Raw genomic sequence first — 23984 nt, forward strand, 5'->3', positions numbered from 1 at the left:
CTCAGACCATTTTATTGATTTCCCCGTCAATCAGATGTATCGTCCGGTCGGTGAGCTGCGCCAGTCCTTCATCATGGGTTACGATAACAAACGTTTGTCCGAAACGGTTACGTAAATCAAAAAAGAGCTGGTGCAGTTCTTCCTTATTATGGGTATCCAAGCTGCCGGAAGGTTCATCTGCCAGCACCACTGCTGGATGATTGATGAGAGCACGGGCCACCGCCACACGCTGCTTCTCACCTCCCGACAACTCATTCGGCTTGTGGGAGGCCCGTTCGGCAAGCCCCATGAATTCAAGAATTTCCGTAGCCGCCTCCTTGGCTTCCTGCTGTCCTCTTCCGGCAATGAAGGCTGGTATCATTACATTCTCCAAAGCCGTAAACTCCGGCAGCAGTTGATGGAACTGGAACACAAAGCCGATATGGCGGTTGCGGAATGCGGAAAGTTCCTTCTCCCTCATACGGTTGACTTGTGTACCGTCAATAACCACCGAACCGCCATCCGGCATATCCAACGTACCCATGATTTGCAGCAAGGTAGTTTTACCCGCTCCACTGGGGCCTACAATGCTGACAATCTCCCCTTTCTCTATCTCCAGGTCAATACCCCGCAACACTTGCAGGTTACCGAAACTCTTCGTTATATTCTCTAAATGAATCACTAGGCTATTTACAATTTGACAATTTACTATTTACTATTTGATAGTTTTCTTTCAAGTGCTATTACTATAGTCTTTTAATTACATATTCGGCCAAATAGCAGCCAAAAACTGCGGGCATGTAGCTCACTGTTCCACAGGTGGACTTCTTGTTCATCTCGTCGTCCGTCAGCAAAACGGCATTCGGATCAGCCTGTTCGGTGCTGAAAACAACTGGAAGTTTCCGCTTTATGCCCATTTTTTGCAGACGCTTACGCACAGCCTTGCTCAACCCGCAATGATAGGTATCCCAGATATCGGCAAAGCGCACTTGCGAAATGTCACTCTTTGCTCCTGCCCCCATGCTGGACACTATCTTGATATGCCGCTTCATGCTTTCCGCTATCAAGTGGCATTTTGGAGCAAGCGTATCGATGGCATCCACCACAAAGTCATAAGCCGCATCATCCAGCAGTTCCGGTATGTTCTCATCTTTCAAGAATACGGGCAACACTCTCAGTTCCAGAGCCGGATTAATGTCCCTGAAACGTGATGCCAATATCTCCGCCTTCTTTTGCCCCAGGGTAGAATGCAGAGCCGGCAACTGACGGTTTATATTCGTAGGCTGCACGGTATCGGCATCGACAATCGTCATCCGCCCCACTCCGGCACGGCATATCATCTCGGCCGCATAAGCACCTACACCACCCAGTCCTACGACAAGTACATGTGCCCGGCGCAGGCGTTCCATTTTTTCATCTCCTAATAAAAGTTGCGTTCGTTGTTGCCAATCTTCCATTTTCACCACAGATTACACGGATTTACACAGATTTTTGTCAATTATCAATTGTCAATCGTCAATTCTTCTTGAACCATTTATAGAACCATTTGCCTACCTTCTCGTAGTGCTGCGACTCGTTGTTGCCACGCGGGTTGGAGAAGGATACCGCATCCTGCGGCTCGCCCAGTTGGTCGGGATAGAGTACTATCAGGCTGTTATTTGCAAAGTACTTGCTGATTTGTGCCGGTAGCTTCTCGAAGGAGCTGTCATAGGAGATGGAGCCGCGGCGGGCGCTGATGATGACCAGCAGATGGTCGAAATTCACTTGTCCGGTCAGTATCAGCAGGTCTCCCCAGTCGTCCAGGCGGGAAAAGTCTGTCAATGTCTGTCCATATTTGGCTTTCACCAGCCCTTGAAGATGGGCGGTAGTCTCTTCATTGGCATAAAAATGCACCCGACAGCCCAAAGTACTCCCCAACCGGCAGAAATGTTCCACCCACTTCAGGAATCCCGCCTCATACTCGGCTTTCGGAGGTACCGCCACAATCACCCGCCTAATTGTGTTAATGGGCATCAGGAACTTGGAAACCATCACCTCGCGATGCAAGCCCTTCAGCAGATTCTCCGTCAGCATACCGAAGAATGAATCCACAATATTGACTTTACGGTGCAGACCTATAACGACATCCGTTGCCGCATATTCTTTTGCTGTATGGATAATGCCCGAAGCGATATTCAAGTCGTAACGCGTGATTTGCCTCAACGGCACATCTGCCGAGGCCGTTATCATGGCAGCCTTTTCCAGATAGCGTTTCCCGCGTAGTTCGGCACTTTCAGAGCTACTATCATCGTTGATGACATTCAGTGCCAACAGATTATCCCGTTGCTTCGGGTCGCGTATCACCAAAGAAAGATTTATCAAGTCTTCAATCGTATCGGGGTTGGCTATCGGAATCAATATCTTCTCCGCTTCCACGGAGCGGTTTTCTTCCAGATGCGCCTCCTCCATGGCAATCTTCCGTGCGGCACGCTCCGTAATGAACGAGCTCACAATGCAAGTTACAAGAATCAGCAGGACAGTACCATTCAAAACATCATCGTTCAGCAAGCGTTCCTCATTGGGCAGAATGATGTTGTATCCCACCAACACAGCCGCCAGCGTTGCCGCTGCTTGTGCATTGCTCAATCCGTACATCAGCTCCCGTTCAATCCCTCCCATCTTATATATTTTCTGCGTCAGCCAGCAGGCAATCCATTTACCTGCCAATGCCACCACAATCATTACAGCCGCTACTTTCAGAGCATCGCCATGACCGAAAATCACGTGCACATCAATCAGCATACCCACACCTATCAGGAAATAGGGAATAAACAAGGCGTTGCCCACAAACTCCAGATGGTTCATCAACGGAGAGACATGCGGAATCAGCCGGTTCAAAACCAAACCTGCAAGGAAAGCACCCAGGATACCTTCCATCCCCACAAACTCCATCAATCCGGCTCCGAGGAAAACCATGGCAAGCACAAATATGAACTGCATCACGTTGTCATCGTACCTCCGGAAGAACCAACGGCCTATGCGTGGAAACAGATATACAATCAAAATACCCAGGAAGATAACCTTTATGACAAGCCATACCCAGAAGAAGCCGTCCGACTCCCCCTTGAACATACCACCCACAACGGCCAGGACCAGCAAAGTGAGTGTATCCGTAACCGCCGTCCCCCCCACTGCAATACTCACACTGCGATGCCGCGACACACCGTAACGAATCACGATGGGATAGGCCACCAGTGTATGCGATGCATACATACTTGCCAGTAGGACAGAGGTCAGTACCCCGTACTTCAACAAAGCTATATTCGTTACCAAGCCTATGCCTATGGGCACAATAAAAGCCAAGAGCCCCAGAACAAGCGCTTTGCCCCGGTTCTGTTTGAAGTCCCCCATATTCATTTCCAGACCGGCAAGGAACATGATGTAATACAAACCCACTTTGCCGAAAAGCTCAAAACTGCTGTCACGCACCAAGATATTGAAACCATGCTCCCCAATGACAAGCCCCGCCAGTATCATTCCGATAATGTGCGGAATACGAAGCTTATTCAACAATATGGGAGCAAACAATATAATGAGGAGTACAAGGAGGAATATCCATGTAGGGTCGGTGATGGGAAGTTTCAAGCTGAAGTCAAACCAATCCATAGGCTATAAGTTTTAGGTTTTGAATGCAAAATAACGAAAAACTTTTCACTTTATGCGGTGTTATACAGCATTTTGTTATAAATTTGCGACCAATTCTATCTTTTTAGAGATAGTATTTCACTTTTTTATAAACTTAATTTAAAACAAAAGAAAAATGAAAGTAGCTATTGTTGGAGCAAGCGGAGCCGTGGGACAAGAGTTCCTGCGAGTGCTCGATGAAAGAAATTTCCCGTTGGACGAGTTAGTATTGTTCGGTTCTAAACGCAGTGCCGGAACCAAATATACCTTCCGCGGTAAACAGATCGAGGTGAAACTCTTGCAACACAATGATGACTTTAAAGGGGTTGATATCGCTTTCACTTCCGCAGGCGCAGGCACCTCCAAAGAATTTGCCGAAACCATTACCAAGTACGGAGCAGTGATGATTGACAATTCCAGCGCTTACCGTATGGACGACAATGTACCTTTGGTAGTGCCCGAAGTGAATGCCGCCGACGCCAAAGAACGTCCTCTCGGCATCATCGCCAACCCCAACTGTACTACTATCCAAATGGTAGTGGCACTGAAAGCCATCGAACAGCTTTCCCATATAAAGACCGTACACGTTTCTACCTATCAGGCTGCCAGTGGTGCCGGCGCCGCTGCCATGGATGAGTTGTACGAGCAGTACCGCCAGGTATTGGCAGGCGAACCCGTAACCGTTGAGAAATTCGCTTACCAGCTGGCATTCAACCTCATTCCGCAAATCGACGTATTCACCGAAAACGGCTATACCAAAGAGGAGATGAAGATGTTCAACGAGACCCGTAAGATTATGCACTCTGACGTAAAAGTCAGTGCTACCTGCGTACGTGTTCCCGCTCTCCGCTCCCACTCCGAAAGCATCTGGGTAGAAACCGAGCGTCCCATCTCCATCGAAGAAGCCCGCGAAGCATTTGCCAAAGGCGACGGACTGGTGTTGATGGACAACCCGGCAGAAAAGGAATACCCCATGCCGTTGTTCCTCGCGGGCAAAGACCCGGTTTACGTAGGCCGTATCCGCAAGGACCTCAGCAACGAAAACGGATTGACGTTCTGGATTGTGGGCGACCAGATTAAGAAAGGCGCTGCACTGAATGCGGTGCAGATTGCAGAATACCTGATTAAGGAAAAGGCACTGTAAGAGAACAATGAATAAAAAATAAGGGATGTCCCGAATGGCAAACTTTTTTTGTTTGATAATTGATTGATAACCAGTAGTTAGTTTCGCTTAAAAAAGCTAATCTCTACTTATAAGCATACATAGAGGGTTTCAATAACCAACTGATACTGAAGACAAAAGTATATAAAAAAGTCGGATTGTAAAACACTGGAAAAGAACCTTCTTTTATCAATCAAGGAAATCAAAAAGTGTATAGAGCAAAGTGGCGCATGTATGGTATAGATAATTCCGTACATGCGCCACTTTCTTAATCATCTGATTTGCATTGATTTACATTAATTGTTATTATATACTATCATTTGGTACTGATAAGCATTGATTTTGCTTGTGGGGTGTATTATTGTCCACCTAAAAAAATCAAGAATATCTCCTTGAAACGGGTTTGACGAGCAGGTCGATGTGCTCGTGTTCAAGGATATGTTCCATAGCCTTGTATATGGGCATCTTTTCGATACCGGCAATCTTCAGGGCTTCCATCTTGATGGTATTCTCGATGAGCAGCAGGTAGTCTTCCTCCTTCAGCTCAACATATTTCTGTGACTGTGATTTTAATTTTGCCATATTGATGTTGTTATTTGTTTCCGAAGTCGGCAGGAATCTCACCCCACAGGCGGTTGTCCCAGTGCAGCACTTCGATGTCCTTGATTCTTGCCTCCATCACTTTGAGGAATATCTCCGCTTTCTGCAATGCCGGGCATCTGCGTGAAGAGGCTGTCTGTTTGTTACAATACCACGTGATGGCTGTAATGCTGTCCGAGTAGATTGTTCGCGGACTTTCCGGATGTTCCATGACATATCTGACCGCCTCGACAATGCCGAGAAACTCCCCGATATTGTTCGTCCAGTTACCGATAGCTTTGGAAAAGAGTTCTTTTCCTGAAGAGAGGTCGACAGCCCGGAAGCGTGTCAACCTCTCTTTTGCAGAATGGGCACCGTCGGTCGCAATACCCACGACCGGTTTTTCTTTCATTGAATTCCTCCCTGATGTCTGTCTCCCGTATAGATGAACCCGTCGGATTCCATACGTCGTACCAGAGCACGCGCCTGATTCAGATAGTCGGTGATGACACCTTCCTTGTACTTGATATCCTTGCGTCCCTTGAGGATTTCCAGCACACCGTCTATTGTGCGGCTCATTACGCTCTTGCCGTCTTTCGGGTCGAAGAAAATCTTTTTGTTGCCGAACGTCACAGTTACTTGATACAATGTCTTCGGGACGATCACTGTTTCCACATGCGCCTGAAATAACACGGGGGTAGCGGCAACGACTACATACCCGTTGGCTTTGTGCATGGGTTTCAACTCTACCGAGTATAGTATGTTTGGCTCGAGAGTTCCTTTCAGGTCTTCCGAAAGGACACAAATCTGCTTGCCGAATCTTGAGTCTTCACGGACTCCCATCAATTTACGTGTCTTGGAATGGCGCGAAACGAACCCTATCAGTTCGCCCGTCTCTTCCGATCTCGCAAACTTCAGTTGCGATTTTTCCGATGTCATATTACTGTTCTTTCATATTCAATCTATTGCTTTCAATTGACAATCTGTTTTCAATGGGTCACTTTTCCATACAAATATATGCCAATTTTTCACGCCAACAAAACGTTTTAGTTATTAATTTTCAGATGGTTATGTGTAATATATATAGAGAAAAGGCTGCATTCAGTACAGCCTTTCCTCCTCTGTAAAATGACTGAAACGCTCGTCAGTATCAGAAGTTTGCAGTAGATAACGGCATTTCCAATAACGGTAAATCCGCCTTCCGTTGGGTATACAGTGATTTATATCGTCAGCATTCAGATATTGGTTCCCTTGTTCCGTACCGTGGTGCATCCATGTAGCGCACCCGGGCAGGTCCGGGTTGTTCCGGACATAGAAGTCCATTTTCTCTTTACCGGCGACAAAGATATTGTGTATCCGTACGTCCTTATCGATAGGAAACCGGTAGGCGTACAACGCGAAGTCACAGATGTCGGTTTCCAGCAGGTTGCCGCCAAAGTGTTCGGGAGCTTTCCGTTTCAGGTTCTCGAACCCCTCCAGAATACCCGGCCTGTCGCATATCTCGGCAAACCTTTCATCCGTTACCGGCTCAGCCGTCGCATAAACCACCCGAAAACCATTATCCGTACTGTCCAGTACCATGACATGCGCGACTATCCCCGGTGATTTGTTGATACTTTCGTCAATGCTGTCCGAGTCCGTGGTCAGACAGCATTTCAGCGTTCCGATGATTAATACCGCTACCACCAACAGTGTCCAAGGACCTATTGCTGCCGCTATCAATATCAATTCATCGGCCCGTTTCCGTATTTGTTTCATTGATTTTGAGAATGTGGCGGCCGGATACCCCCCGGACCTCGGACACGCATACCTTGCATCCTGCATCCAGCAACCGGTTTCTACATTCTTCCAAGGCGGCGTCGGAAATCCTGATGGCAGGTATACCTGCCGCCGTCATCTTGAACCGGGGCACTTCCGTGATCCGGGTAATCGTTTCGGCATCATCAAAATACGCCTCGAATGAATCTCCGACATGGAAAAGGATGATGGTTTCCACGCCATGCCTTTCCTTCATGCCGCCGTAACAGCGGCGAATAATCTCTTCCTTTTTCATATCAAATAGATATATTAGGTTTGATGTCAGCCAAACATGAAAGTGCCTGTAATCCGTTCAACTGCCGGGCTTTCGTCCGAAATACATATACAGACTTTCTTCATCTGACAAATATACAATAAATTACGGAACGACCCATGTCTATTGCATGAAACTATCCTTTCATCTTCACCTCCCTTCTTTCAAATTGTTCGCGGATGATTTCAACGAGTTGTCCGATGCTGTCGATTTTGTGACTCTTACCGCAGGCTTTGCCATGGAACAATGGCGTGAAGTACAGGTTAAAATCCTCATCGATGGAAAAACCTCCCACGAGGACGATACCCGCCTTGATACGGTAATACTCGCCGTACATGGCGTAATCATCCGTAGTTTTGGTGAACCCGTACTCCGGCAACAAGTCCGGCAAAGTGTCCAGGATCGGCCGGATAACATCCTTGAGAAAATTCGGGGTCTCAACTTCCTTTTTCCGTTTCCGACCTTTTCTGCCGGTTCCGTTATCGTCTTGCAGGTAATGGGCATCGAAACGATCCCGATACCTTTCTGTCAGTTCCTTAATATCCATATCCTTTATACATTTAATTGTTTTCCTCAAGCCACTCTTCCAGTGTCATGGAGTCCTCGAAACCGTATTCGTCAATCTGTACATAGCCGTCCTTTTCCGTGATAAACTCTTTCCTGGTCAGGATGGTTCCGCCATGATTTACCATCACCGTCGGTTCGATGGTCGCCAGACGGTCCCCGTCATCCGACTCCCGGATATCGTATGCGTACAGTCCCTCCGGAACGGCATTCCGGTCAATCCGCATATCCGTAAACAATGCAGGCGTGTCATTGATGGTCATAGACTCAAAGGTCTCGTTGCCAATGTTTTCTTTTGTAATCATATTTATTGATTCAAATAGTTTATTATTCCTGCTTGGGAAGTTCAATGGCTCTTACCCAATTGTTCCGGTCATCAAAACATTCATCATTGATGTTGGCCGTAAATTCCAGCGGTGTCATCTTCTCAACCCGCGTTGCGGGGTTATTTTCGTAATCAACGATGATTTTTCCGGCCGGAACGTCACGTTCAAATTCGTCCAGCGGGAAAGAGAATATCCATATTTCCCGGTCTTTATCTTCCCCAAGAAACGCCTTGAGGTTGTCTGTATAAGCCTGGCATTTGTCCCACGAGGTTTCCACGAATGAAATGATTTCCTCTTCCGGTTTGCCGGTACGGTCTTTCAGGAATGCAACGGCATTCCCTTTCCAGATATCCTGCTCGACACAGAGTTCCAGATAACGTTCCCAGACTGTCACCAGCCAGTCCATGTTAATCTCATGCAGGTGGCGGCAGGTGAAACGCTCCCGGCTTTCCGCGTTGTAAAGCGTGCAGCTTCCGTCCGTGCGTATCTCCTCCAACCGGTACATGGTGTATACCGGTATCCCGTGGCCATACCCGTCTTCCCCTTCCTCCTCGACATATACCGTATGGGGCAACATATTTTCCGGCATTTTCGGTATCGCACACAGGTTGGCTATAACTTCCTGTTCCAACGCTTTTTGTTTCTCCTGTATTCTCATTGTCTATCCATCTTTTAGTATGATTTTACCTTCTTGAAATAATCTCTGTTTGTAACGACGGTGGTTGCGTATATTTTCGGTATGTTTCTTCCGGTCATATTTATACAAGCCTTTTGCCTTGTTCTCTCTCAGCAGTTCCTTGTTCCGCTCTTCGCTTTCTGGGTTCACAATGAAGGTTATCAGCCTGCGGCTGACACCGTATTCCCGGGCAAGCTGGCGCTGGCTGACAGCTTCTGTCATGTAACGGTGGAAAATTTCAGCCTTCTGAAAAGGAGTGAGCTTCTGCCTGCGGTCATATTGTGTCCCGCTGATGATTATTCCCGAGCTTTTGTATGGCATGGTGAAGTCTGTTTTTCGTTTGTGGTCCATGAATGGTAGATGCGTTGTTTGCCATCTAAGGAGAGTAGAAACCAGCGGCTATAAATCCGTTCCAGCGTTTCGGTGTCGTGCCCGTATATCGGTCCCAGTTCGTTTGCAAACATCGCCGCTACCTTCAGCCTCCTGGTATCGGACAGCTTCTCCCACCAGCGGCAAATGGTCTTGTACTGCTTCACGTCCGTTACAAGGTCCGGAACCGGAGCGGAGGAGATATATTCCGCCTCTTTGCCGCACGGTGCCTGCCAGAACCCCTGTTCGCAAAGAGCGCGTTGCTCGTCACAAACCCGTTCTGCAAAGGATTTGAGTGCCATTTGGAATATCTTTCTTTCCAGTTCCTTACGTTCCATGGACAGTTCATGCACACCCACGTTCAGCCCGTGCTTATTGCGTTCATCCGGGGAAAGCTTGTTGCTCAAGGCTTTCCTGACCAGTTCCAGCCGTTCTTTCAGAGGGCCGTATTCGTTGTTATCTAAATACCGGTTAAACAGTTCCTGTTCGTTTCCGGGCAGTATGAATATATTTTCCATCATGCATCATTTAAGTTATCGGATGTGAATAGGATATATCGCAGTGGATAGCGGGTGTCGGGGTGCGGAAATAGCCACGAGATCCCGTGCCGTCAAGGGGCGCAGAAAAACGGCATCGAACTCCTGAGTATCGTCTTCACGGATATCTCGGACTTCAATGATCCATGTGCCTTCATAGCGGCACCAGGCAATCACCTCCAAAATCATTTCCTTTCTGTAGTCAGCCGGTCCGTCCCCGAAACTTTCACGTATCCGCTTAATTGCATCGTCTGTCAGCCGGACAAATTCCCCTTTGCGGAACGGAGCTTCCGGCGTAACGGCAGGAGCCAGCATCTGCCAGTCTTCATGTCCGTCCAGGTCTTCCACAGCCATTGCGTAGGCTTTGTATTCAGCTTCGGTCTCGAAATGTCTGGTTATCACATATCCCCCGGATTCGGCCGTGCTCTCCACCGACGAGATATCCCCGGTTTTCCTGTATATGCTTACAGTATCCTTACCGAGTAGAACTTTTACTGTTATCATTATTGCAGATGGTGTGGTTTTATTATAAATGGAACTCCACGTCTTCCTCCTCGAACTCCGTGTCGTGGTCCTCGTTGTACCCCTCGACGGTCGAACCAGGGACATAGGTCTCTCCGCCAATCCCATAACGTCCGGCATCGAGCAGTTTCCGAAGGGTTTCGGTGTCCCCGTTTAGAATCCTTTCGATGTCCTCCCGGCTGCCCCGGACGCTAATTCCGAGACGTAGCCAGAGATTTTCCTCTCTCGAGGTGTCCGCCTCTTCCGACCGGTGGCGTATGATATGATAATCACTCCATCCGTCGGCATCGTTTACCCCGGCGATGTAGGCATTGTACTCCGCCTCAGTCTCGAACTCTTTCTCGTCCACGACGCCCCCGTTATCCGCCAGCCATTCTTCAGAAGGCAGTTCATTGTTCTCTTCATATTCCCGTACGGCGTCCTCGCCGAAAATCGTTGTTATCTTTATCATGTGTCTTTGGGTTTTGAATATTTGTTATTTAATGGTTATCAAACTCGTTTGCCCGAACCGGTTTGATTCGGTTCGCAGACAGCCACCCGGTTTCCGGCGCGTATCAGTTTGGGGAGATACACGTCCAGGTCACGAAAAGAAAACCGCAGTTCCTTGACGCCTTTCCCTTGCCCGTCGACGCGTTCGGCGGTGGCAATGCCCAAAATGCCGGAAGCGGCGATGGCATCATCCTCATACAATTCACAAGATTCCCCGTTTCGGAAAATGTACAGGGCATCCGGGTGCGCCGCTTTCATCTCGCGGTATTTTCCCATCATGTCGGAAACTCCCGGGACATTTCCGTTCCCCGTTACATTCCGGGTCTTCAGTAGGTTCCTCGTGGCGTCGATGTCGATGAAATTCGTCCAGCCGGCTTTATGAAGTTCGACAGCAGCTTCCCGCAGGGATACCTTCCCGTTCTCGACCTCCTCTTTCAGGGATTCGAGAATGTTCTTGATTTTATAATCATTCATCATATTTTTTATTCTTTGGTTACATTGTTACTTGTTCCGACGGTATTCCGGTCAAGGGGAAAGCACCCGTGGCCTCCGGTAACCCGTCGATACACTGCCCGTCGTCAGGATTTCCCCGACAGGTAATGCCCGATGGACTTGTAACGGTTAGGAATGTTCGCGTTCTCGTTGAAACCGTTCAGGCAGTGGAGCAAGGCATCTTCGAGCGTGACATAACGACGGTCGAAAGTTTGGATATTATCCAGACAATAAGCATTTACAGCGTATTTGAAAGGCGCGTACATCCTTTCGTTCTCCCGCTTTAAAATGACAAACCAGTCGAAATGGAGTTTCAAGCGGAAACCGTCGCTCTCGCCGACTTTCATCAGCCGCTCTTCGTCGAGAAGCCGCCGCACGAGTGTGGCGTCGAGCTGACGGGTATACTCCCTGTACGCCTTGATACGGGCCGTGTAAGCCGCGGCATATTGTTCGATGTCCGTTTCTTTCAGCCGATGTTCCGCCGGGTAAAAGTCCAGCACCTCTTTCGTCGTGACGGGAATTTTCAGGTCGTCCACCCCGATCTCGTAGGTCTTGTTTTCCAACACGTCGTGGAACTCGAACCCTTGAATTCCCATGAGGGTAAATTCTCGCGTCGGGTCAGGGAGCGCAAGTGATTTGAGCTCTTCGAGGTCGCGGCACACGGCCACGACCGGATACTTCTCGACCACGTCTGACGGGCCTCCGATGCGGATATACGCCTTTTCACACCCGTCGTAATCACCATGCCGGACAATGTCGCAGCAGATGTAGTTAGGGGCGGCACGATGCCGCGCCGTATATTCCGTCCAAAGCTTGTCCAGCCCGGCTTTTACTTCGTCAGGGTCGGTCAGGGCAACGTTGCCGCACTGGCTGCACCGGCCGTCCGACAAGGCGTTGCGGGTAAATTCGAGGAACTGTCTGGTGTTCGGGTCGATGACGGCGGTACATTTCACTCCAGTGCCGCCGCAGATACTGCATACGATTGACATAAGTTTTTTGATTTGTGTATTTATTCGTACAATCTTTCTTTTTGACGCTTTTTCAAGGTCATCCGGAGATATTGCATCAGTTTCCCGCAGGGACACAGGGCATGTTCCCGTTGGCGGGCATAACTCAGGTCCCCGTTGGAGAGAACCATGCCTTCAGCATTGAGACAGAGGTCGCCGTAAACGTAGTTCTCCTCCGTAAGATAAATCCCATGAACAGGGTTCGGAAACCCCTCCGTGCTGCGGCCTTCCCGGAAAAGGAAGATACGCTCGGCCTGTCCCCGGACTCCGAAAAAGGGATACGGGGAAAGTGCCGCGAGCGTGGCGGCATGCTCTGCCGGATCATGGAAGCGGTCGTCGCTCATTTCGAGCATGTGGCCGGAGTCCTGTTCCTTTTCCTCCTGGTACTCGTACAGTGCGGCGCAGGCTTCTATGAATTCCTCCGAACGGGATGTGGCAGAGCCGTTGGTTACGATATAAAAGTCATTGACAGTAATACCGTAGGCGCGTACCCGTTCGAGGATATGGCGGATGGCCCGGACGTTAAGCGACGGCTCGCCGCCCGTGATGTTGAAATGGCGAATATGCCTGACATGCCGCAGCAGGTTGCTTATATGTTTCAAAGGGATATCCACGGATTCGGCATCTCCCCGCATGCAATGGGTACAGCGCATGTTGCAACGTCGGGTAATCTCGATGCAGAGATTCTTGATATATAGTTCTCTCATATTCGATGTAGTTCGGCTTAAGTTTCATCCGGGATTTCCTTTCCCGTGTAAGGATTATACAGCGGTGTGTTGCCAACTGCCTCGGCGTCAATAGCGAAACTGCCACGGCCTACGTCGTAGAAGAGTTCCAGCTTTAGTGGCGTTGAAGCGATGACTTTCTCAGCCTCGGCTTGTGACAGGCCTGAATACATCAGGCATTTGACACGACACCGGAACATTTCCGGATTGGTTTCCGGCGTGGTAACTACATCAACGACCTCGCACACTTCATCCGTGATGGCGAAGCGGTCGGGATTGGGTGTGCCGTTCCTTCTAGAGCCGTCCGATGCGGCATGTCCGGTGATTGAATGGTTCCGCACCTTTTCGGCGGGATAGGTCTTATCGCCTTTGGCGAAATACGACTTGCCGGAGGCGACACAGGCATGATAGATTACGTCGTGGACCTTTCGTCCGTTGTCAAGTATAATTGTATAGACCGTTCCCTCCTGCAAGACAGGAACGGCATTCGGTTTATGAGACATAAGATTTGTTTTTAGCTGTTTATGAATTTCGGTCTTGCACGCCGCATGATGTGTAGGTCATCGTAACCGATGGCTCTCAGTTCGGAAAGCGGGTTGCGGTACTCCTTTTCATGGGCTGGCCGTGTCATGGCGATCACGCCCGCATAGTCGGCTGCGCCATGCTGGCCGACATGCATGTAGGAGGTTATTTCACCCCGCCGTCCGCTCCACGGTATGTCCGGGAACAGGGCGATGACCTGTCCGTCGGGATAGCGTCTAAAGACCACCTTCGTCATTTTTCCCGCAGATTTCCGTGTCGATTTCATAGTCCCCGTAATTTTTGAATTCATAGTCCACTTCGCTGATAATTTCGTCAACCTCTTCGTCCGTTATCTCATCGGCCTTCGGGTTGTCGATATCGAGCCGTACGGTCAGGTAGATGGTTCTTGTTGCCATAATATCATACATTTTTTAGTGTCACAAAGCCGGCCTATGACAGGCCGACGGTATATTTCTCTATCAGCCGCTTCCGGTACGCCTTGTCCTTTCCGGCGGCAAGGCTTGCCAGTTTGCGGATATTCCGGTTGGCTTTTTCCGCGACCTGCTCCACGGTCGGTCCGGGAGTCATGAAATCACGGCATCCGGCACTGCAATACAGCTGCTTTTCCTTGACCGTCCTGCCACAGGCCGGACACCGGCGCTTGCCGTCACGCTCCAGCACTTCCAGAATATTGGCATGAATGCCTTTCCACCATTCAATACGGTCTATGTCATAATCGTAGACGGTTATCGTGTTCCCGAAACTGCGGGCTTCGACCTCAACGGCAATGCCCTCATCTTCAAGGCAAACCTTCAATACCGGGTCTTCGTGAGGCTCACAGTGCCTGTCATACCAGATGATATAGGTGGGATCGTCCAGTTCGTCAGGCTCTCCCAGACAGAGTTCCGTAAGACCGTTGTTCACGAGAATGTTGCGGATGGCGTCTTGTAAATCTTTGATACAGTCCATTGATATTTCGTTTTATGGTTGTTCCTCATTCGTCAGTTCATCTCCGAAGCGTGGCCGACGAACTGGAAGATATCGGCGTATTGTTCGCTGTAGATATAGAATCCGTCCCGTTTTTCCCCGGTCTCCGCATCTATTCCGTCAGCAAGGAGATATTCCCCGTCATCCGTCAGGTAGACATCGGTAAGCTTGATACGGGGCGTGTCGTGCTTCCCGTACAAGGTTGTCGTGACGGGGAAGTTGTTGTCATCGAGTTCCTCCTCTTCTGTAAGGCCGAGTGATACGCGGCCATATTGTGCCAGGAACTCCAGCATGAATTTCAGCATGGCTTGCTCGGCCTCGTGCAGCCGTCCGTCGATAAAGGCGTACTGGGTGGCGAACAGATGCAGCTTGTCGGCGCTCATTTTGTCCGGGGCTTTGCCCGGCTCCGCATTGTCTTTCTGTATTTTATCCATATCTGTCATATTGTTGGTTTCATGTTTCCAGCGGGGTGAAGGAGACGGTCAGTATCACTTTCTCGTCACCCAGGTTGAACACTTTCAGGCAGTCGTTACTGATAGTCCTTTTCAGGATGTCTCCCCGGTATCGGGAATTGCGTACCTTGAAGGTAAAATCATCAATGAACGAGCTGATGCAATGAAGCACGTGGTCGAATTCTTCCTTACCATACCGTTCCATTTCAGGGAAAATGCCTTTCAGATGCGCCCGCAGGCTCAATATGTAGTTCGGGGTCTTGCCCGTGATTTTTCCCGAGTATGTGATTTTGTATTTCCTGTCCATGATATGCCGTTCCATTTAATCGTTACTGTCATACCAGCCCTCGATCTCATCGAAATAGCCGTTCGAGTCCCATTCTTCCAGCAAGGTGGTCGGGTACGTCCATTCAAGGCTGTAAAACAGATCCTGGCACACCTCTTCATTACCCTTGCACAGGGCGAGCAGTGAGTTATGCGTGAAACAGCCGTCACTGCTCTCCGGCACACGCCAGTCCTCACGGTCTTCTGCCGCGTATTCGGGTATATAGCACACTTCATCGGGGCGGTTGAGAAAGGCATCCTCGTTCTTGTAGATGTTTCCTTCCCCTCCGTATTCCAGTTCATAGAACACACCTTCCGGCGTTTCTATCCTGTTGCCAATCTCTATCATAGCGTTGCCGTTTCGTGGGTATATATAATCACCATCCGGGAGGAGAGCACCTTGTCGCGTACCGTGGGGTTGGCGATTGCCCAATCGGAATGGAAATGCATGTCCGGAATGGATGCGGTGTCCACAATATCGCCCCCGTTTTCCAGATGGAGATAATCCGGCTGATACAGGTCGCAAAGGAATTTGCCGTCCGTATCGCTGATGGCGTATATCTTGCCGTCGAGTGCGGCCGTCATCTCCTCCTCGCTGCGGTAGACCAACAGGTATTTACAGCCGGTCTTCATCTCTTCCGCAATCCGCTTATGCAGTTCTTCAGGAGATAATTCACGCAGTCTTGACACGACCGCCCCGATACTTTCCACGGCATCGTAGCTGTCCAAGGCATCATGGCAGGTCGTTTCAAACTCCTCTTTCGGACGACCCGCAAAATTGATGGTACGGACTTCCTGCCCGTGCCCGCCGAGCAGGTAAAAGGGCGTACCGTTCCATTGTTCCTTTCTGACAGAGAGCGGCCGGGAGCATTCCCGTGTCTGCCGGTTCACAACGGCATACAGTTCCAGACTTTCCCCGCATTCCATACGCAGGATATGCCGGGCGAACTCCGTAAATGTCATGATTTTGATTCCTTCCCCGTTCGCCGTGAAGAAATCCTGTCTTGTCTGTTTCATAAATCCGTTTTTTTAAGAGTAGGTAATCGTTTTGTATAAGGGGTGGAATACTCACCTCGTTTTGAAAAAAAAGACCGCCGCAGCCGTAGCCGCGACGGCCCGTCATCATTATGGCATGTGATGAACAGGTTCTATTTTCGTTATTCGGCCTCGTAGTACGGTACGCCGTGCCTTACCACTGCTTTTTCCATTTCTTCCCACCAGATTTCACTATGGCGGTCATTGTCAAAATCTATGGGCTTTCTTTTACCGAGCCGCAGCCGGTCCCGTGTCTCCATTTCCGTTTCGTACACAATCTGTTCCATTTCTTCGTCCGTAACATGGTAGGTATCGAACGGCTCCGGCAGAGATTCCAACTCCCTGCGTGACAGCTCGGATTGCCCGCAGGTGAAAACCTTGTCATAGAAAGCGTCATCTTTCGGCGGCAGTTCGGGTTCCTGTTCCGGCAGCACATCCAGATAATCCGACTCGTACAGGTAGTTTTCGCCGCGCCCCTTCGTCTGCCGGTTGTTCTTGAACTCTTCCAGATCACTTTCCGTCAGGCGGAATTCCTTCTTCTTACGCCGCAGGTACTCCATCATGTTTTCGAGGGAGGAGAACGGGGCTATGAGCTCCATGGAAGAACGGTTGTGCCAGGCATCGCTCCGGTACAGCAGGTAGACCTGCGGGCGGTTCCGGGCCGCCTCCTTACGGTATTCGCCGAACTCATACAGGGCGTTGTCGAAACTTCCGAATGCCAGCCGGACTTTGTCTTCGACGGATATGGACTCCCGGCATTCCTCAAAACGGCGTTGCACGTATCCGATGAAACCCACGTCTTCCAGAGTCTCCATGACCGTGATGTCATCAGTCGAGAGCGCGATGTCAGCTCCTGCGAAATTGTCGGCTGACAGCACGTGTTTCTCTTCATTGTATTCGTCTTCCGCCCTGCAGACGGCCAGACCGGGCGTTTCCGCCTCGATCTCCACGACCTTACGGAGCGTCTCTTCGATAGCTATCCGGTATTTTTTCATTGTATGATGTTTATTTGTTTCAGTTCACGTTTGTAGTTTCTCAATGACGGCTTGTGCCCTTTCTCCCTTACGATCTGGCGCATCTGTGCAAAGGTGTATGCCTTCTCCATGTCCAGGCCGTAGTCCGTGGCGAATGCCGTCATTCCGATATAGCAGAAGCCGAACTTCCGGTGCAGCATGTCGGCCGTATAAGGAGTCATGTCTTCCGCCAGGGTTACGGGGACAGCCATTCCCCGGATCTTGAACTTCAAGCCCTCGATAAGGGTCCCGCAGTTGTCGCTGTGGTAGGTCAGGTCCCTGTGGCGGGCGCAGTAACCGATGGTCTCGCCCATGAAGGTGTTGCGGAAGATTTCCGTACGGTTCAGGTCCTTCAACTTCTCGACACCGTAATAGCAGACCGCCTGTACGGCTTTCAACGCTTTGTCCACACGGGGTTTGACAAAGCGGGGGTCGTTTTCCGCCACGATCTTTTCCAGCCACGTGCGGTGGAAGGTTCCGACAGGCACGTCGAACACCTTCTCCGGTGTGCAGTATTTTGAATCCGACCGCGTCATCATCAGATGTGCCGAGGACGGCTCGTATTGTTCTTTCAGGTAAAAGGCCAGACAGGTATTGCCGACTTTGCAGTAAGTATAGTCGTCACGGCTGTTTTTCAGCGACAGCATCGTGGTTTCCCCGCCGTAGAACTTCTCGGGCAGTCCGGTCTGTCGGCAGAACTCCGTGAGGAAATGTCCGGGGATGGCACGTGCATAACTGCGCTCCCGGTAGCACTCCTTCGCCATTTGTGGGGTGATGAACCGTTTGGCAAAGTCACAGATATGGTGATGGCCGTAATCATACGCCGCCTGCGTGTTCGCGTAGGTCTGGAACTTTTTGGGCATCTGGCGGAACCAGCGGAAACACGTCCCGTGCTCCATGCAGTAGTCGACAAATTCCCGCGTCCATACATTTTCAGGAAATTCGGGACAGTTGCCGTTTCTTCGGATGAATGCCTTGCACACTTCCACCGTGAGCAGGGATTGTTCAGTTTCCTCGTCGATATAGCAGTTCGTCTCCCGTTTGCTGTTATCGATGGCAATGACCAGTCTTTCCGGTGTCTTGAACCGCTTCGGCAACTCCCCGAACATGTAAGGGTGTTTCTCCATCAGCCGGTCCGCCAGCATGTCGTCCAGATATACCGACAACGGCTTGAAAAACTGGGGGTCTGTGATGAAGTTTTTTCCTTCGGTCGAACAGACAGCCGCATGGAGAATCTCATAGGAATAGAACCGGGCGGGAACAAGCGAGAGGTCATGTTCCGCCATCTTGCGGTAGTATGCCGCAGTCTTGAAACGGGACGGCACGACGGCATCGGTAACCGTGCTCAATATTTTCATCCCGTCGAGCATCCCGTAATAGAACTCTTGAGTCTTTACCTCAACGGGGACATATCCGAGGATAAGCCCCGTTTTCATGACGGCGTCTGTCCTGCTGTCCGTGTAATACGGGTCGTAAATATAGCTGCGCAAGGCCAGGTATGCCAGTTGTGCGTCCCAAAGGCGTTCAGGTATGAAGGCGAGAATGTCGAAATCCCCGCGTCCGTTTCGGATGACCGCTTCTGCCATTTCTCGGGTAACCATTGCTTCGGGAACGGCCGTGATATTCTTCGTTTTTTTGCGCATGGCGTAGTCACAGACTGCTCCCGAACGGTACGCCTCCGGAATATTGCGCAGCTCGAAGCTGTGCCAGCTCTCCGTGCTGCCCGCGATGATTCGTTCTATACGTCCGGGTGTGAGGAAACGTCCCGGAATATGGCTCAGCACCTCTATTTCCTTGCTTTCGACGGCTGCTTCCACGATCTCTTCCGTGAACAGGTGTTCCGGCAGCCATTCTATGGCCGATACGATGTTATTGTGCCGCATACAGTTTCTTTTTAAGGTTGGACGAACGGACGATTCTCACAAGGCGGCACCCCCGGTAGACATAGAGTATCCTGGATTCCCGTTCGGCGAGTTCCTCAAGTCCCTGCCAGTGCTGCGGTGTATTTATCTTTTCGAGTCGGACATGGTTGTTCACATATACCGTGATCGGTTTCATGCTGTCATGGGAGGGCGTATCTTCGACGAAGAGCGGCAGTTCACAGTATTCTCCCTTGTCCATGACATGCCATCTGCCGTTATCGAACAGGAGGCACGTGTCCTCCATGCGGCCGAAAATGTCTGCGTTGTCCGCGATGCGTGATGCGGATTGCCGCGGTGTTTCCCGTCCGTCACGGATCTTTGAAAAACAGTGGACGGTATCGCCGGTTCCTGTCCATTTTCCATAGGGTGACGGTCCCAGTTTTTGTATGTCGCCCAGCGACAGCAGGGCATCTACCCGTCTGTCATTGGGATAGAACACCCGGAGTTTCCTCACAAGGTCTTTTGAAAGCGTCTCATGGAGCGCCTTGATGTGCCGGACACTGCCGTCCGGCAACAGTTTTCCGATTTGTATGCTCATAATAGTGCTATCTCTTGTTGTTGAAGTATAGCCGGGTCGTCCTTCTTTCGATTGACAGTCCGGCTTGAAAATTATGATTTACAGAAGTCTTCGGACTGGTATCCGGCCATGTCCGGTACGGAACCGCGTGTCATTCCGTCCTGTCGTCTTCCCGTCTTTTCATTTTCAGTTCCCTGCCGGTTGCCGTGCGGCAGAGCGGCAGTTTCCCGGAAGCGGTTTGCTTGCATCCCTCGACGAGCCGTCCTTCGGACACCATTTTCCCGTACATTTCCCTGATATAACGGTATGCCGGGGAGGTGTTCGAATAAACGGACTTCCCACGGAGTGTCTTGACACGCAGCTTTTCGACGAGTATTTCCAGCACCTGCTCCCGGCTCTTGTACAGGTTCCGGCGCTTGGTGCGGAAGGCGTCGAGAAAGACACCCCCGATAGTCATGTCATGAGTCTTGTGGTAATACGCGAGTTCTTCCTCCTCCGTCAGGTCGAGAATCTCGCCGTAAGTGTCAGTACGTAGGTACCGGAAGGTCGTTCCTTGTGCCAGAATCTTCTCGATAAGCTCCATGTGCTCTTTAAGAACAGGGCCCGATAACGATTGGGGATGACAGTACAGGCATGTCTTTCCGAGATACACCTCGGGACAACCGTCTTTGTATTTGTTTTCCTTGATGCTGAACCCTGTTTCCGTGAAAAGGCGCTTTACCTCGTCGAAGAAGCGTCCGGCTTTCTCTTCCGGCATGCGACCGCCGTCATAGCCGGACTCGACGCGGAAGTATGTGTCGATATATATCGGTGTGTCCATTTACAGTTCTGATTTTGATATGTTATATAAAGCATAGCCCGGAACCTCCCGCTCGGGTTCCGGGCATCGTTGAAAATATTCTCATAGACGTATGGAATCGAACACTTTGTCGATGTCCTCCTGCGCCAGCCCGATGTAGCGCCGGGTGGTTTCCAGGTTGGAATGGCGGAATATCTGGTTGAGCAGGATCAGGCCCTCGGCCGAGCGTCCCATCAGCTCGTAGACATAGCGCCCGAAAGTCTTGCGGAAGGTATGTGTGGAGAATGCCCTGATCGGCAGCCTGTACCTTACCTTGAATACCTTGAGCAGCCTGTTGATGTATTCCAGCGAGTAAGGTTTCCCGGTACGCGGGCTGAGAAAGATGTACTGTTCGGGGGCGGGTTGTCCGAGCATCTCGTACAGGAAACGGTTCTTCTCCTGCACGTCCCTGTTGAACTTGATCAGGCGGTTTTTCTTTGTTTTCTGCTCGATGCGGGTCATGGTGCTTTTTCCTAAGATGTCTTTCCAGCGCAGGGTCCTCACGTCGGAGGCCCTGCATGCCGTGCAGAACGACAGCCAGCAGTAGGTCTCCCACAGGTACTCGCCGTCCTTCTCAAGCCCGCGGACCAGCCTGTTATATTCCGCTATGGGCAGGTAGTCGGCTGTCGTCAGTTGTCCCTTGATTCTTGTCACGTGGCAGCCTTTTAAGATTCCGGCAACCCTTCCGAGAGCATCAGCTCGGCCAGCGCCCCGTTCTGGGGAATCATGGCCGGAATGTCCGTACGTCCGGGCTTGTAGATTTCGGTTGCCACGTTATAGATATCCCACGCCGTGAGCGTCTTCTTCTCTTCGGTGAGTTTGAGCAGGTCCTCGGTGAAGATGGAAATCTGGGACTGGTTCAGGGGATAGGTCTCCACCTTGGACGAAAGACGCTTGTCGGAACTGTCATGCGATACGCGCAATGCTGTCAGCAATCCGATGTAGGCGTACATCTCCACCGGGGTAATTACTTTCGCTTTCAGGCGGCGGATGCGTTCCCTGTCCTCGTTCATCTGTACCTCGAAGTTCGAGAGCCACTCGTCTACACGACCGAAAAGCTCTTCGGTGGTGACTTTGTCTTTCCCGTAGTTCGACACACTGCGTTCGGGGGAGAGGATGCACTGGTTGTGGCACACCCTGACGCACGGGCCGATGGCCGCCTGGATGCCGTCCTGATGGAAGGCGATGACAAGCGTCGTGGTCAGCTCGTCCGTTTCCCATTCCTTAATGCGGATGGTCGTATAAACGCGGCGCAGGATATGCGCCTCGACGGCCATCGCCCCGTACTTTTGTTCCACCTGGGGCAGGACGACCACGCCGGGCTGTGCCTTGTTCTTGTTCTGGGCGGCGAAGATTTCCTCCACCTCGTAATTCAGGTTGTGTTTCTGGCAGATGTCCGCCATGCGCTCTATCACCTCGTAATGGTAGATTCCCTTGAGCGGGTTGCCATAGATGTCATTTTCCTTGTGTGTGCGCCGGAGCGTGTCGAGCGTCATCACCTCGACGTTGTTGTTCTGGAAATCGAACTGCACGGGGGCGGCCGTTGTTGCTAATGCTGTTGCCATAATGATTGATATTAAAAAAGTTATACAATAAGAAAGGCGGTGAACCGTTGTCCATCGCCTTTCCGGAATTCATTTTGCGGTTTCAGGCAGGTAACGCCTGCATATCAGGTCCGTGATACTCGGGTAATACACGTTGCCATAAGTTCCGTATGGTCCGAAACGGGCAAGGAAGCGGAAGTAAAAATCTACCGGACGCCGGTAGCTCGTCTGTATTTTGGTTTTCAGCAGGCGGTAGGCGTACTCGTCAGAATTTTCCACCTTGACCTTGCGTCCGTTGAAATAATAGTTTCCCTCCTTATCTGAAGAAAACGATACCTCTTCCTTTGCCGGACGCTCGCCGGCAACGACCCTGAAGAAGTCCTCCAGGGAGCGGCAATCCTGGTATTCTACCGGAATCGTGTCGCCCTCTCGCAGTTTCACGTCCAGTTTGTCAAGCAGTGTCTTGATGGCGGGCGTGTAGATATTTTCGGATTGGAAGCATCTTGTATCCCGCCAGTATTTCTCGAAAAGAGAGCCGGTTTCAAGGAGTAGGAACAGGGTTTCACGCGCTGTCTGCGGTTTATCGGCCAGATATGGAATATACTCGGTCACCAGTATGGAAAGTGAAAGATACTCCTCCGGTTGCAGTTCGCTCTTCTGGTGCAGGTTACAGTGCCTCTCGAGCAGGGAGTCGATGTCGGCTTCCCGCAAGCTTTCGTCCGTCCATACCAGGCAACCTTCTTTCTTGCAGGCGGGACATTTATCCGCTCCATACGGCAGGAGCATCACCTTGCCGCAATCGGAACAGGTGACCAGGTCGCCTCGTTCCGTATAAACATCTACCGTTTCCATTCTCAATCCTCCGCGTAAGGCCATTCAAGGCAGCAGTCATTGCATACGGCCACGCCCTCGTCACTCAGAATGTCAATATCTGTGCCCCCACATTCGGGGCATACCGGTACCTTTTTCTTGTCCATTCGTCGCTCTGCCGCTTCTTCCGTCAGAAGCAGCGGCACCCAGTATGCCGATGTGCCGAAATCCCGTATCCCGTTTTCATCCTGTATGGGTTCACAACCTTTCGTTCCCATGTATTTCTGGGAGTCCGGCCAACACACGGCACGGTAACACTTGTCCCGTTCGGGAGATTTGCCGGTATGGCGTATATAGTCTTCCTCGGGCACGTAAAGCGCCCCGTTCTCCCCGCTTCCCCATGCCGGATAACCGGTTCCTTCTTCCTCGAAAGGAGCACTTTCCTCGGGAAATTCCACGAGTGCATATAACTTGTCATCCCATGCCAGGGAACACTCGCCGCAGTGGAACCGACTTTCGTGAATATCATAACGGATATTTTCCGAATTGCATTTCGGACAGATAATGTCTTTTGTTTTTACTTTCGGGAAACTCAGGATTTCTCCGGCAATGATTTCCATGCTGGGCCAGAACAACTGTTCGCAGTAATCGTCGGCCATCTTTTCCGCCAGATTCTGCATGTCGTCATCGCTGATCTTTTCCACATCGAAACCTTGTCCTTCCAGGTCATCGCGGTGGACGGACGTGATAGGGAAATACCCGGCGTTCAGCTCCCGGATAAATTGTCTTTCCTCTTCTGTCGGTTCGGGTAAGTTGTTGAAATATTCCCTGAGCCGTTGATAAAGTTCTCTTACCATAAT

35 protein-coding genes are annotated in these 23984 nt (G+C 50.6%); 1 reads left to right on the plus strand and 34 read right to left on the minus strand.

All coding sequences use genetic code 11. The features are described from left to right. Position 1 precedes the first annotated feature (1 nt). From DW896_RS08775 to DW896_RS08785, 3 genes are all read right to left on the minus strand, one after another. Entirely contained in the window at positions 2 to 661 is a 660-nt protein-coding gene (locus DW896_RS08775) for an ABC transporter ATP-binding protein (protein ID WP_008662818.1), read from the minus strand. 64 nt (positions 662 to 725) lie between these two features. Beyond that, positions 726 to 1436 (minus strand): ThiF family adenylyltransferase, encoded by a 711-nt coding sequence (locus tag DW896_RS08780; RefSeq protein WP_005834703.1) that lies wholly within the window; start codon positions 1434 to 1436, stop codon positions 726 to 728. 58 nt (positions 1437 to 1494) lie between these two features. After that, positions 1495 to 3624, minus strand: a complete 2130-nt coding sequence (locus tag DW896_RS08785) for a cation:proton antiporter (protein ID WP_008662816.1) — start codon at positions 3622 to 3624, stop codon at positions 1495 to 1497. A gap of 154 nt (positions 3625 to 3778) precedes the next feature. On the opposite strand from DW896_RS08785, the gene DW896_RS08790 reads away from it, so the two are divergent. Then, positions 3779 to 4786, plus strand: coding sequence for an aspartate-semialdehyde dehydrogenase (locus DW896_RS08790; RefSeq protein ID WP_009037764.1), 1008 nt, complete (start codon positions 3779 to 3781; stop codon positions 4784 to 4786). Between the two features lie 396 nt (positions 4787 to 5182). Here the strand turns inward: DW896_RS08790 and DW896_RS08795 are convergent, their stop codons facing one another. From DW896_RS08795 to DW896_RS08945, 31 genes are all read right to left on the minus strand, one after another. Beyond that, complete coding sequence (locus tag DW896_RS08795) at positions 5183 to 5386, minus strand: hypothetical protein (protein WP_004303920.1); 204 nt, start codon at positions 5384 to 5386, stop codon at positions 5183 to 5185. A 10-nt stretch (positions 5387 to 5396) separates the two neighbouring features. Beyond that, positions 5397 to 5795, minus strand: coding sequence for a hypothetical protein (locus DW896_RS08800; protein WP_008143073.1), 399 nt, complete (start codon positions 5793 to 5795; stop codon positions 5397 to 5399). Further along, positions 5792 to 6322 carry a hypothetical protein gene (locus DW896_RS08805; RefSeq protein WP_004293684.1) on the minus strand — a complete coding sequence of 177 codons (531 nt, stop codon included), beginning with the start codon at positions 6320 to 6322 and terminating at the stop codon, positions 5792 to 5794. The genes DW896_RS08800 and DW896_RS08805 overlap by 4 nt, the downstream gene beginning before the upstream one ends. 162 nt (positions 6323 to 6484) lie before the next feature. Next, positions 6485 to 7141 (minus strand): hypothetical protein, encoded by a 657-nt coding sequence (locus tag DW896_RS08810; RefSeq protein ID WP_117901651.1) that lies wholly within the window; start codon positions 7139 to 7141, stop codon positions 6485 to 6487. Beyond that, positions 7113 to 7436 carry a hypothetical protein gene (locus DW896_RS08815; RefSeq protein ID WP_004293682.1) on the minus strand — a complete coding sequence of 108 codons (324 nt, stop codon included), beginning with the start codon at positions 7434 to 7436 and terminating at the stop codon, positions 7113 to 7115. Before DW896_RS08815 ends, DW896_RS08810 begins: the two co-directional genes overlap by 29 nt. A gap of 154 nt (positions 7437 to 7590) precedes the next feature. Further along, the gene (locus DW896_RS08820; protein WP_021891778.1) at positions 7591 to 8001 is read right to left on the minus strand and encodes a hypothetical protein; all 411 of its coding nucleotides are present in this window, start codon (positions 7999 to 8001) and stop codon (positions 7591 to 7593) included. 13 nt (positions 8002 to 8014) lie between these two features. Beyond that, on the minus strand, positions 8015 to 8323 hold the full coding sequence (locus DW896_RS08825; protein WP_008143065.1) for an LPD28 domain-containing protein: 309 nt from the start codon (positions 8321 to 8323) through the stop codon (positions 8015 to 8017). Between the two features lie 22 nt (positions 8324 to 8345). Further along, the gene (locus DW896_RS08830; protein ID WP_004293679.1) at positions 8346 to 9002 is read right to left on the minus strand and encodes a hypothetical protein; all 657 of its coding nucleotides are present in this window, start codon (positions 9000 to 9002) and stop codon (positions 8346 to 8348) included. A gap of 3 nt (positions 9003 to 9005) precedes the next feature. After that, entirely contained in the window at positions 9006 to 9341 is a 336-nt protein-coding gene (locus tag DW896_RS08835; RefSeq protein WP_004293678.1) for a hypothetical protein, read from the minus strand. Then, positions 9317 to 9910, minus strand: coding sequence for a hypothetical protein (locus DW896_RS08840; protein WP_004293677.1), 594 nt, complete (start codon positions 9908 to 9910; stop codon positions 9317 to 9319). Before DW896_RS08840 ends, DW896_RS08835 begins: the two co-directional genes overlap by 25 nt. A 12-nt stretch (positions 9911 to 9922) precedes the next feature. Continuing rightward, entirely contained in the window at positions 9923 to 10429 is a 507-nt protein-coding gene (locus DW896_RS08845; protein WP_008143058.1) for a hypothetical protein, read from the minus strand. 22 nt (positions 10430 to 10451) lie between these two features. After that, complete coding sequence (locus tag DW896_RS08850; RefSeq protein ID WP_004293675.1) at positions 10452 to 10898, minus strand: hypothetical protein; 447 nt, start codon at positions 10896 to 10898, stop codon at positions 10452 to 10454. Between the two features lie 38 nt (positions 10899 to 10936). After that, positions 10937 to 11413, minus strand: a complete 477-nt coding sequence (locus DW896_RS08855; RefSeq protein ID WP_008143055.1) for a hypothetical protein — start codon at positions 11411 to 11413, stop codon at positions 10937 to 10939. A gap of 101 nt (positions 11414 to 11514) precedes the next feature. Next, a complete protein-coding gene (locus DW896_RS08860; RefSeq protein ID WP_243634824.1) occupies positions 11515 to 12513 on the minus strand; it encodes a hypothetical protein in 999 nt (332 codons plus the stop codon). Further along, entirely contained in the window at positions 12438 to 13142 is a 705-nt protein-coding gene (locus DW896_RS08865; RefSeq protein ID WP_025068530.1) for a radical SAM protein, read from the minus strand. The genes DW896_RS08860 and DW896_RS08865 overlap by 76 nt, the downstream gene beginning before the upstream one ends. Positions 13143 to 13159: 17 nt before the next feature. Then, entirely contained in the window at positions 13160 to 13663 is a 504-nt protein-coding gene (locus DW896_RS08870; RefSeq protein ID WP_004293671.1) for a hypothetical protein, read from the minus strand. Positions 13664 to 13674: 11 nt separating this feature from the next. Continuing rightward, complete coding sequence (locus DW896_RS08875; RefSeq protein WP_004293670.1) at positions 13675 to 13938, minus strand: hypothetical protein; 264 nt, start codon at positions 13936 to 13938, stop codon at positions 13675 to 13677. Then, a complete protein-coding gene (locus tag DW896_RS08880; RefSeq protein WP_004293669.1) occupies positions 13919 to 14098 on the minus strand; it encodes a hypothetical protein in 180 nt (59 codons plus the stop codon). The genes DW896_RS08875 and DW896_RS08880 overlap by 20 nt, the downstream gene beginning before the upstream one ends. 34 nt (positions 14099 to 14132) lie before the next feature. Beyond that, the gene (locus tag DW896_RS08885; protein ID WP_018665676.1) at positions 14133 to 14651 is read right to left on the minus strand and encodes a hypothetical protein; all 519 of its coding nucleotides are present in this window, start codon (positions 14649 to 14651) and stop codon (positions 14133 to 14135) included. Positions 14652 to 14683: 32 nt separating this feature from the next. Then, positions 14684 to 15103, minus strand: a complete 420-nt coding sequence (locus DW896_RS08890) for a hypothetical protein (RefSeq protein ID WP_004303935.1) — start codon at positions 15101 to 15103, stop codon at positions 14684 to 14686. A gap of 19 nt (positions 15104 to 15122) precedes the next feature. Next, the gene (locus tag DW896_RS08895; protein WP_004303937.1) at positions 15123 to 15428 is read right to left on the minus strand and encodes a hypothetical protein; all 306 of its coding nucleotides are present in this window, start codon (positions 15426 to 15428) and stop codon (positions 15123 to 15125) included. A gap of 15 nt (positions 15429 to 15443) precedes the next feature. Beyond that, complete coding sequence (locus tag DW896_RS08900; RefSeq protein WP_018665675.1) at positions 15444 to 15794, minus strand: hypothetical protein; 351 nt, start codon at positions 15792 to 15794, stop codon at positions 15444 to 15446. Beyond that, the gene (locus DW896_RS08905; protein WP_018665674.1) at positions 15791 to 16462 is read right to left on the minus strand and encodes a hypothetical protein; all 672 of its coding nucleotides are present in this window, start codon (positions 16460 to 16462) and stop codon (positions 15791 to 15793) included. The genes DW896_RS08900 and DW896_RS08905 overlap by 4 nt, the downstream gene beginning before the upstream one ends. Positions 16463 to 16602: 140 nt before the next feature. Further along, complete coding sequence (locus DW896_RS08910; protein ID WP_119993140.1) at positions 16603 to 17475, minus strand: DpnD/PcfM family protein; 873 nt, start codon at positions 17473 to 17475, stop codon at positions 16603 to 16605. Then, a complete protein-coding gene (locus tag DW896_RS08915) occupies positions 17472 to 19376 on the minus strand; it encodes a hypothetical protein (protein WP_119993142.1) in 1905 nt (634 codons plus the stop codon). The genes DW896_RS08910 and DW896_RS08915 overlap by 4 nt, the downstream gene beginning before the upstream one ends. Further along, entirely contained in the window at positions 19363 to 19953 is a 591-nt protein-coding gene (locus DW896_RS08920) for a hypothetical protein (RefSeq protein ID WP_018665671.1), read from the minus strand. The genes DW896_RS08915 and DW896_RS08920 overlap by 14 nt, the downstream gene beginning before the upstream one ends. Positions 19954 to 20083: 130 nt before the next feature. Continuing rightward, a complete protein-coding gene (locus DW896_RS08925; RefSeq protein ID WP_004293660.1) occupies positions 20084 to 20752 on the minus strand; it encodes a hypothetical protein in 669 nt (222 codons plus the stop codon). Between the two features lie 81 nt (positions 20753 to 20833). Then, the gene (locus DW896_RS08930; RefSeq protein WP_004293659.1) at positions 20834 to 21424 is read right to left on the minus strand and encodes a tyrosine-type recombinase/integrase; all 591 of its coding nucleotides are present in this window, start codon (positions 21422 to 21424) and stop codon (positions 20834 to 20836) included. Positions 21425 to 21435: 11 nt separating this feature from the next. Continuing rightward, positions 21436 to 22335, minus strand: a complete 900-nt coding sequence (locus DW896_RS08935; RefSeq protein ID WP_004293658.1) for a DUF932 domain-containing protein — start codon at positions 22333 to 22335, stop codon at positions 21436 to 21438. Positions 22336 to 22404: 69 nt separating this feature from the next. Then, on the minus strand, positions 22405 to 23190 hold the full coding sequence (locus DW896_RS08940; protein WP_004293657.1) for a hypothetical protein: 786 nt from the start codon (positions 23188 to 23190) through the stop codon (positions 22405 to 22407). Next, positions 23169 to 23981, minus strand: a complete 813-nt coding sequence (locus tag DW896_RS08945) for a hypothetical protein (RefSeq protein WP_004293656.1) — start codon at positions 23979 to 23981, stop codon at positions 23169 to 23171. Before DW896_RS08945 ends, DW896_RS08940 begins: the two co-directional genes overlap by 22 nt. Positions 23982 to 23984 lie beyond the last annotated feature (3 nt).

Origin of the sequence: Bacteroides sp. AM41-16 (genome assembly GCF_003603495.1) — a bacterium.
GTDB lineage: Bacteria > Bacteroidota > Bacteroidia > Bacteroidales > Bacteroidaceae > Bacteroides > Bacteroides uniformis.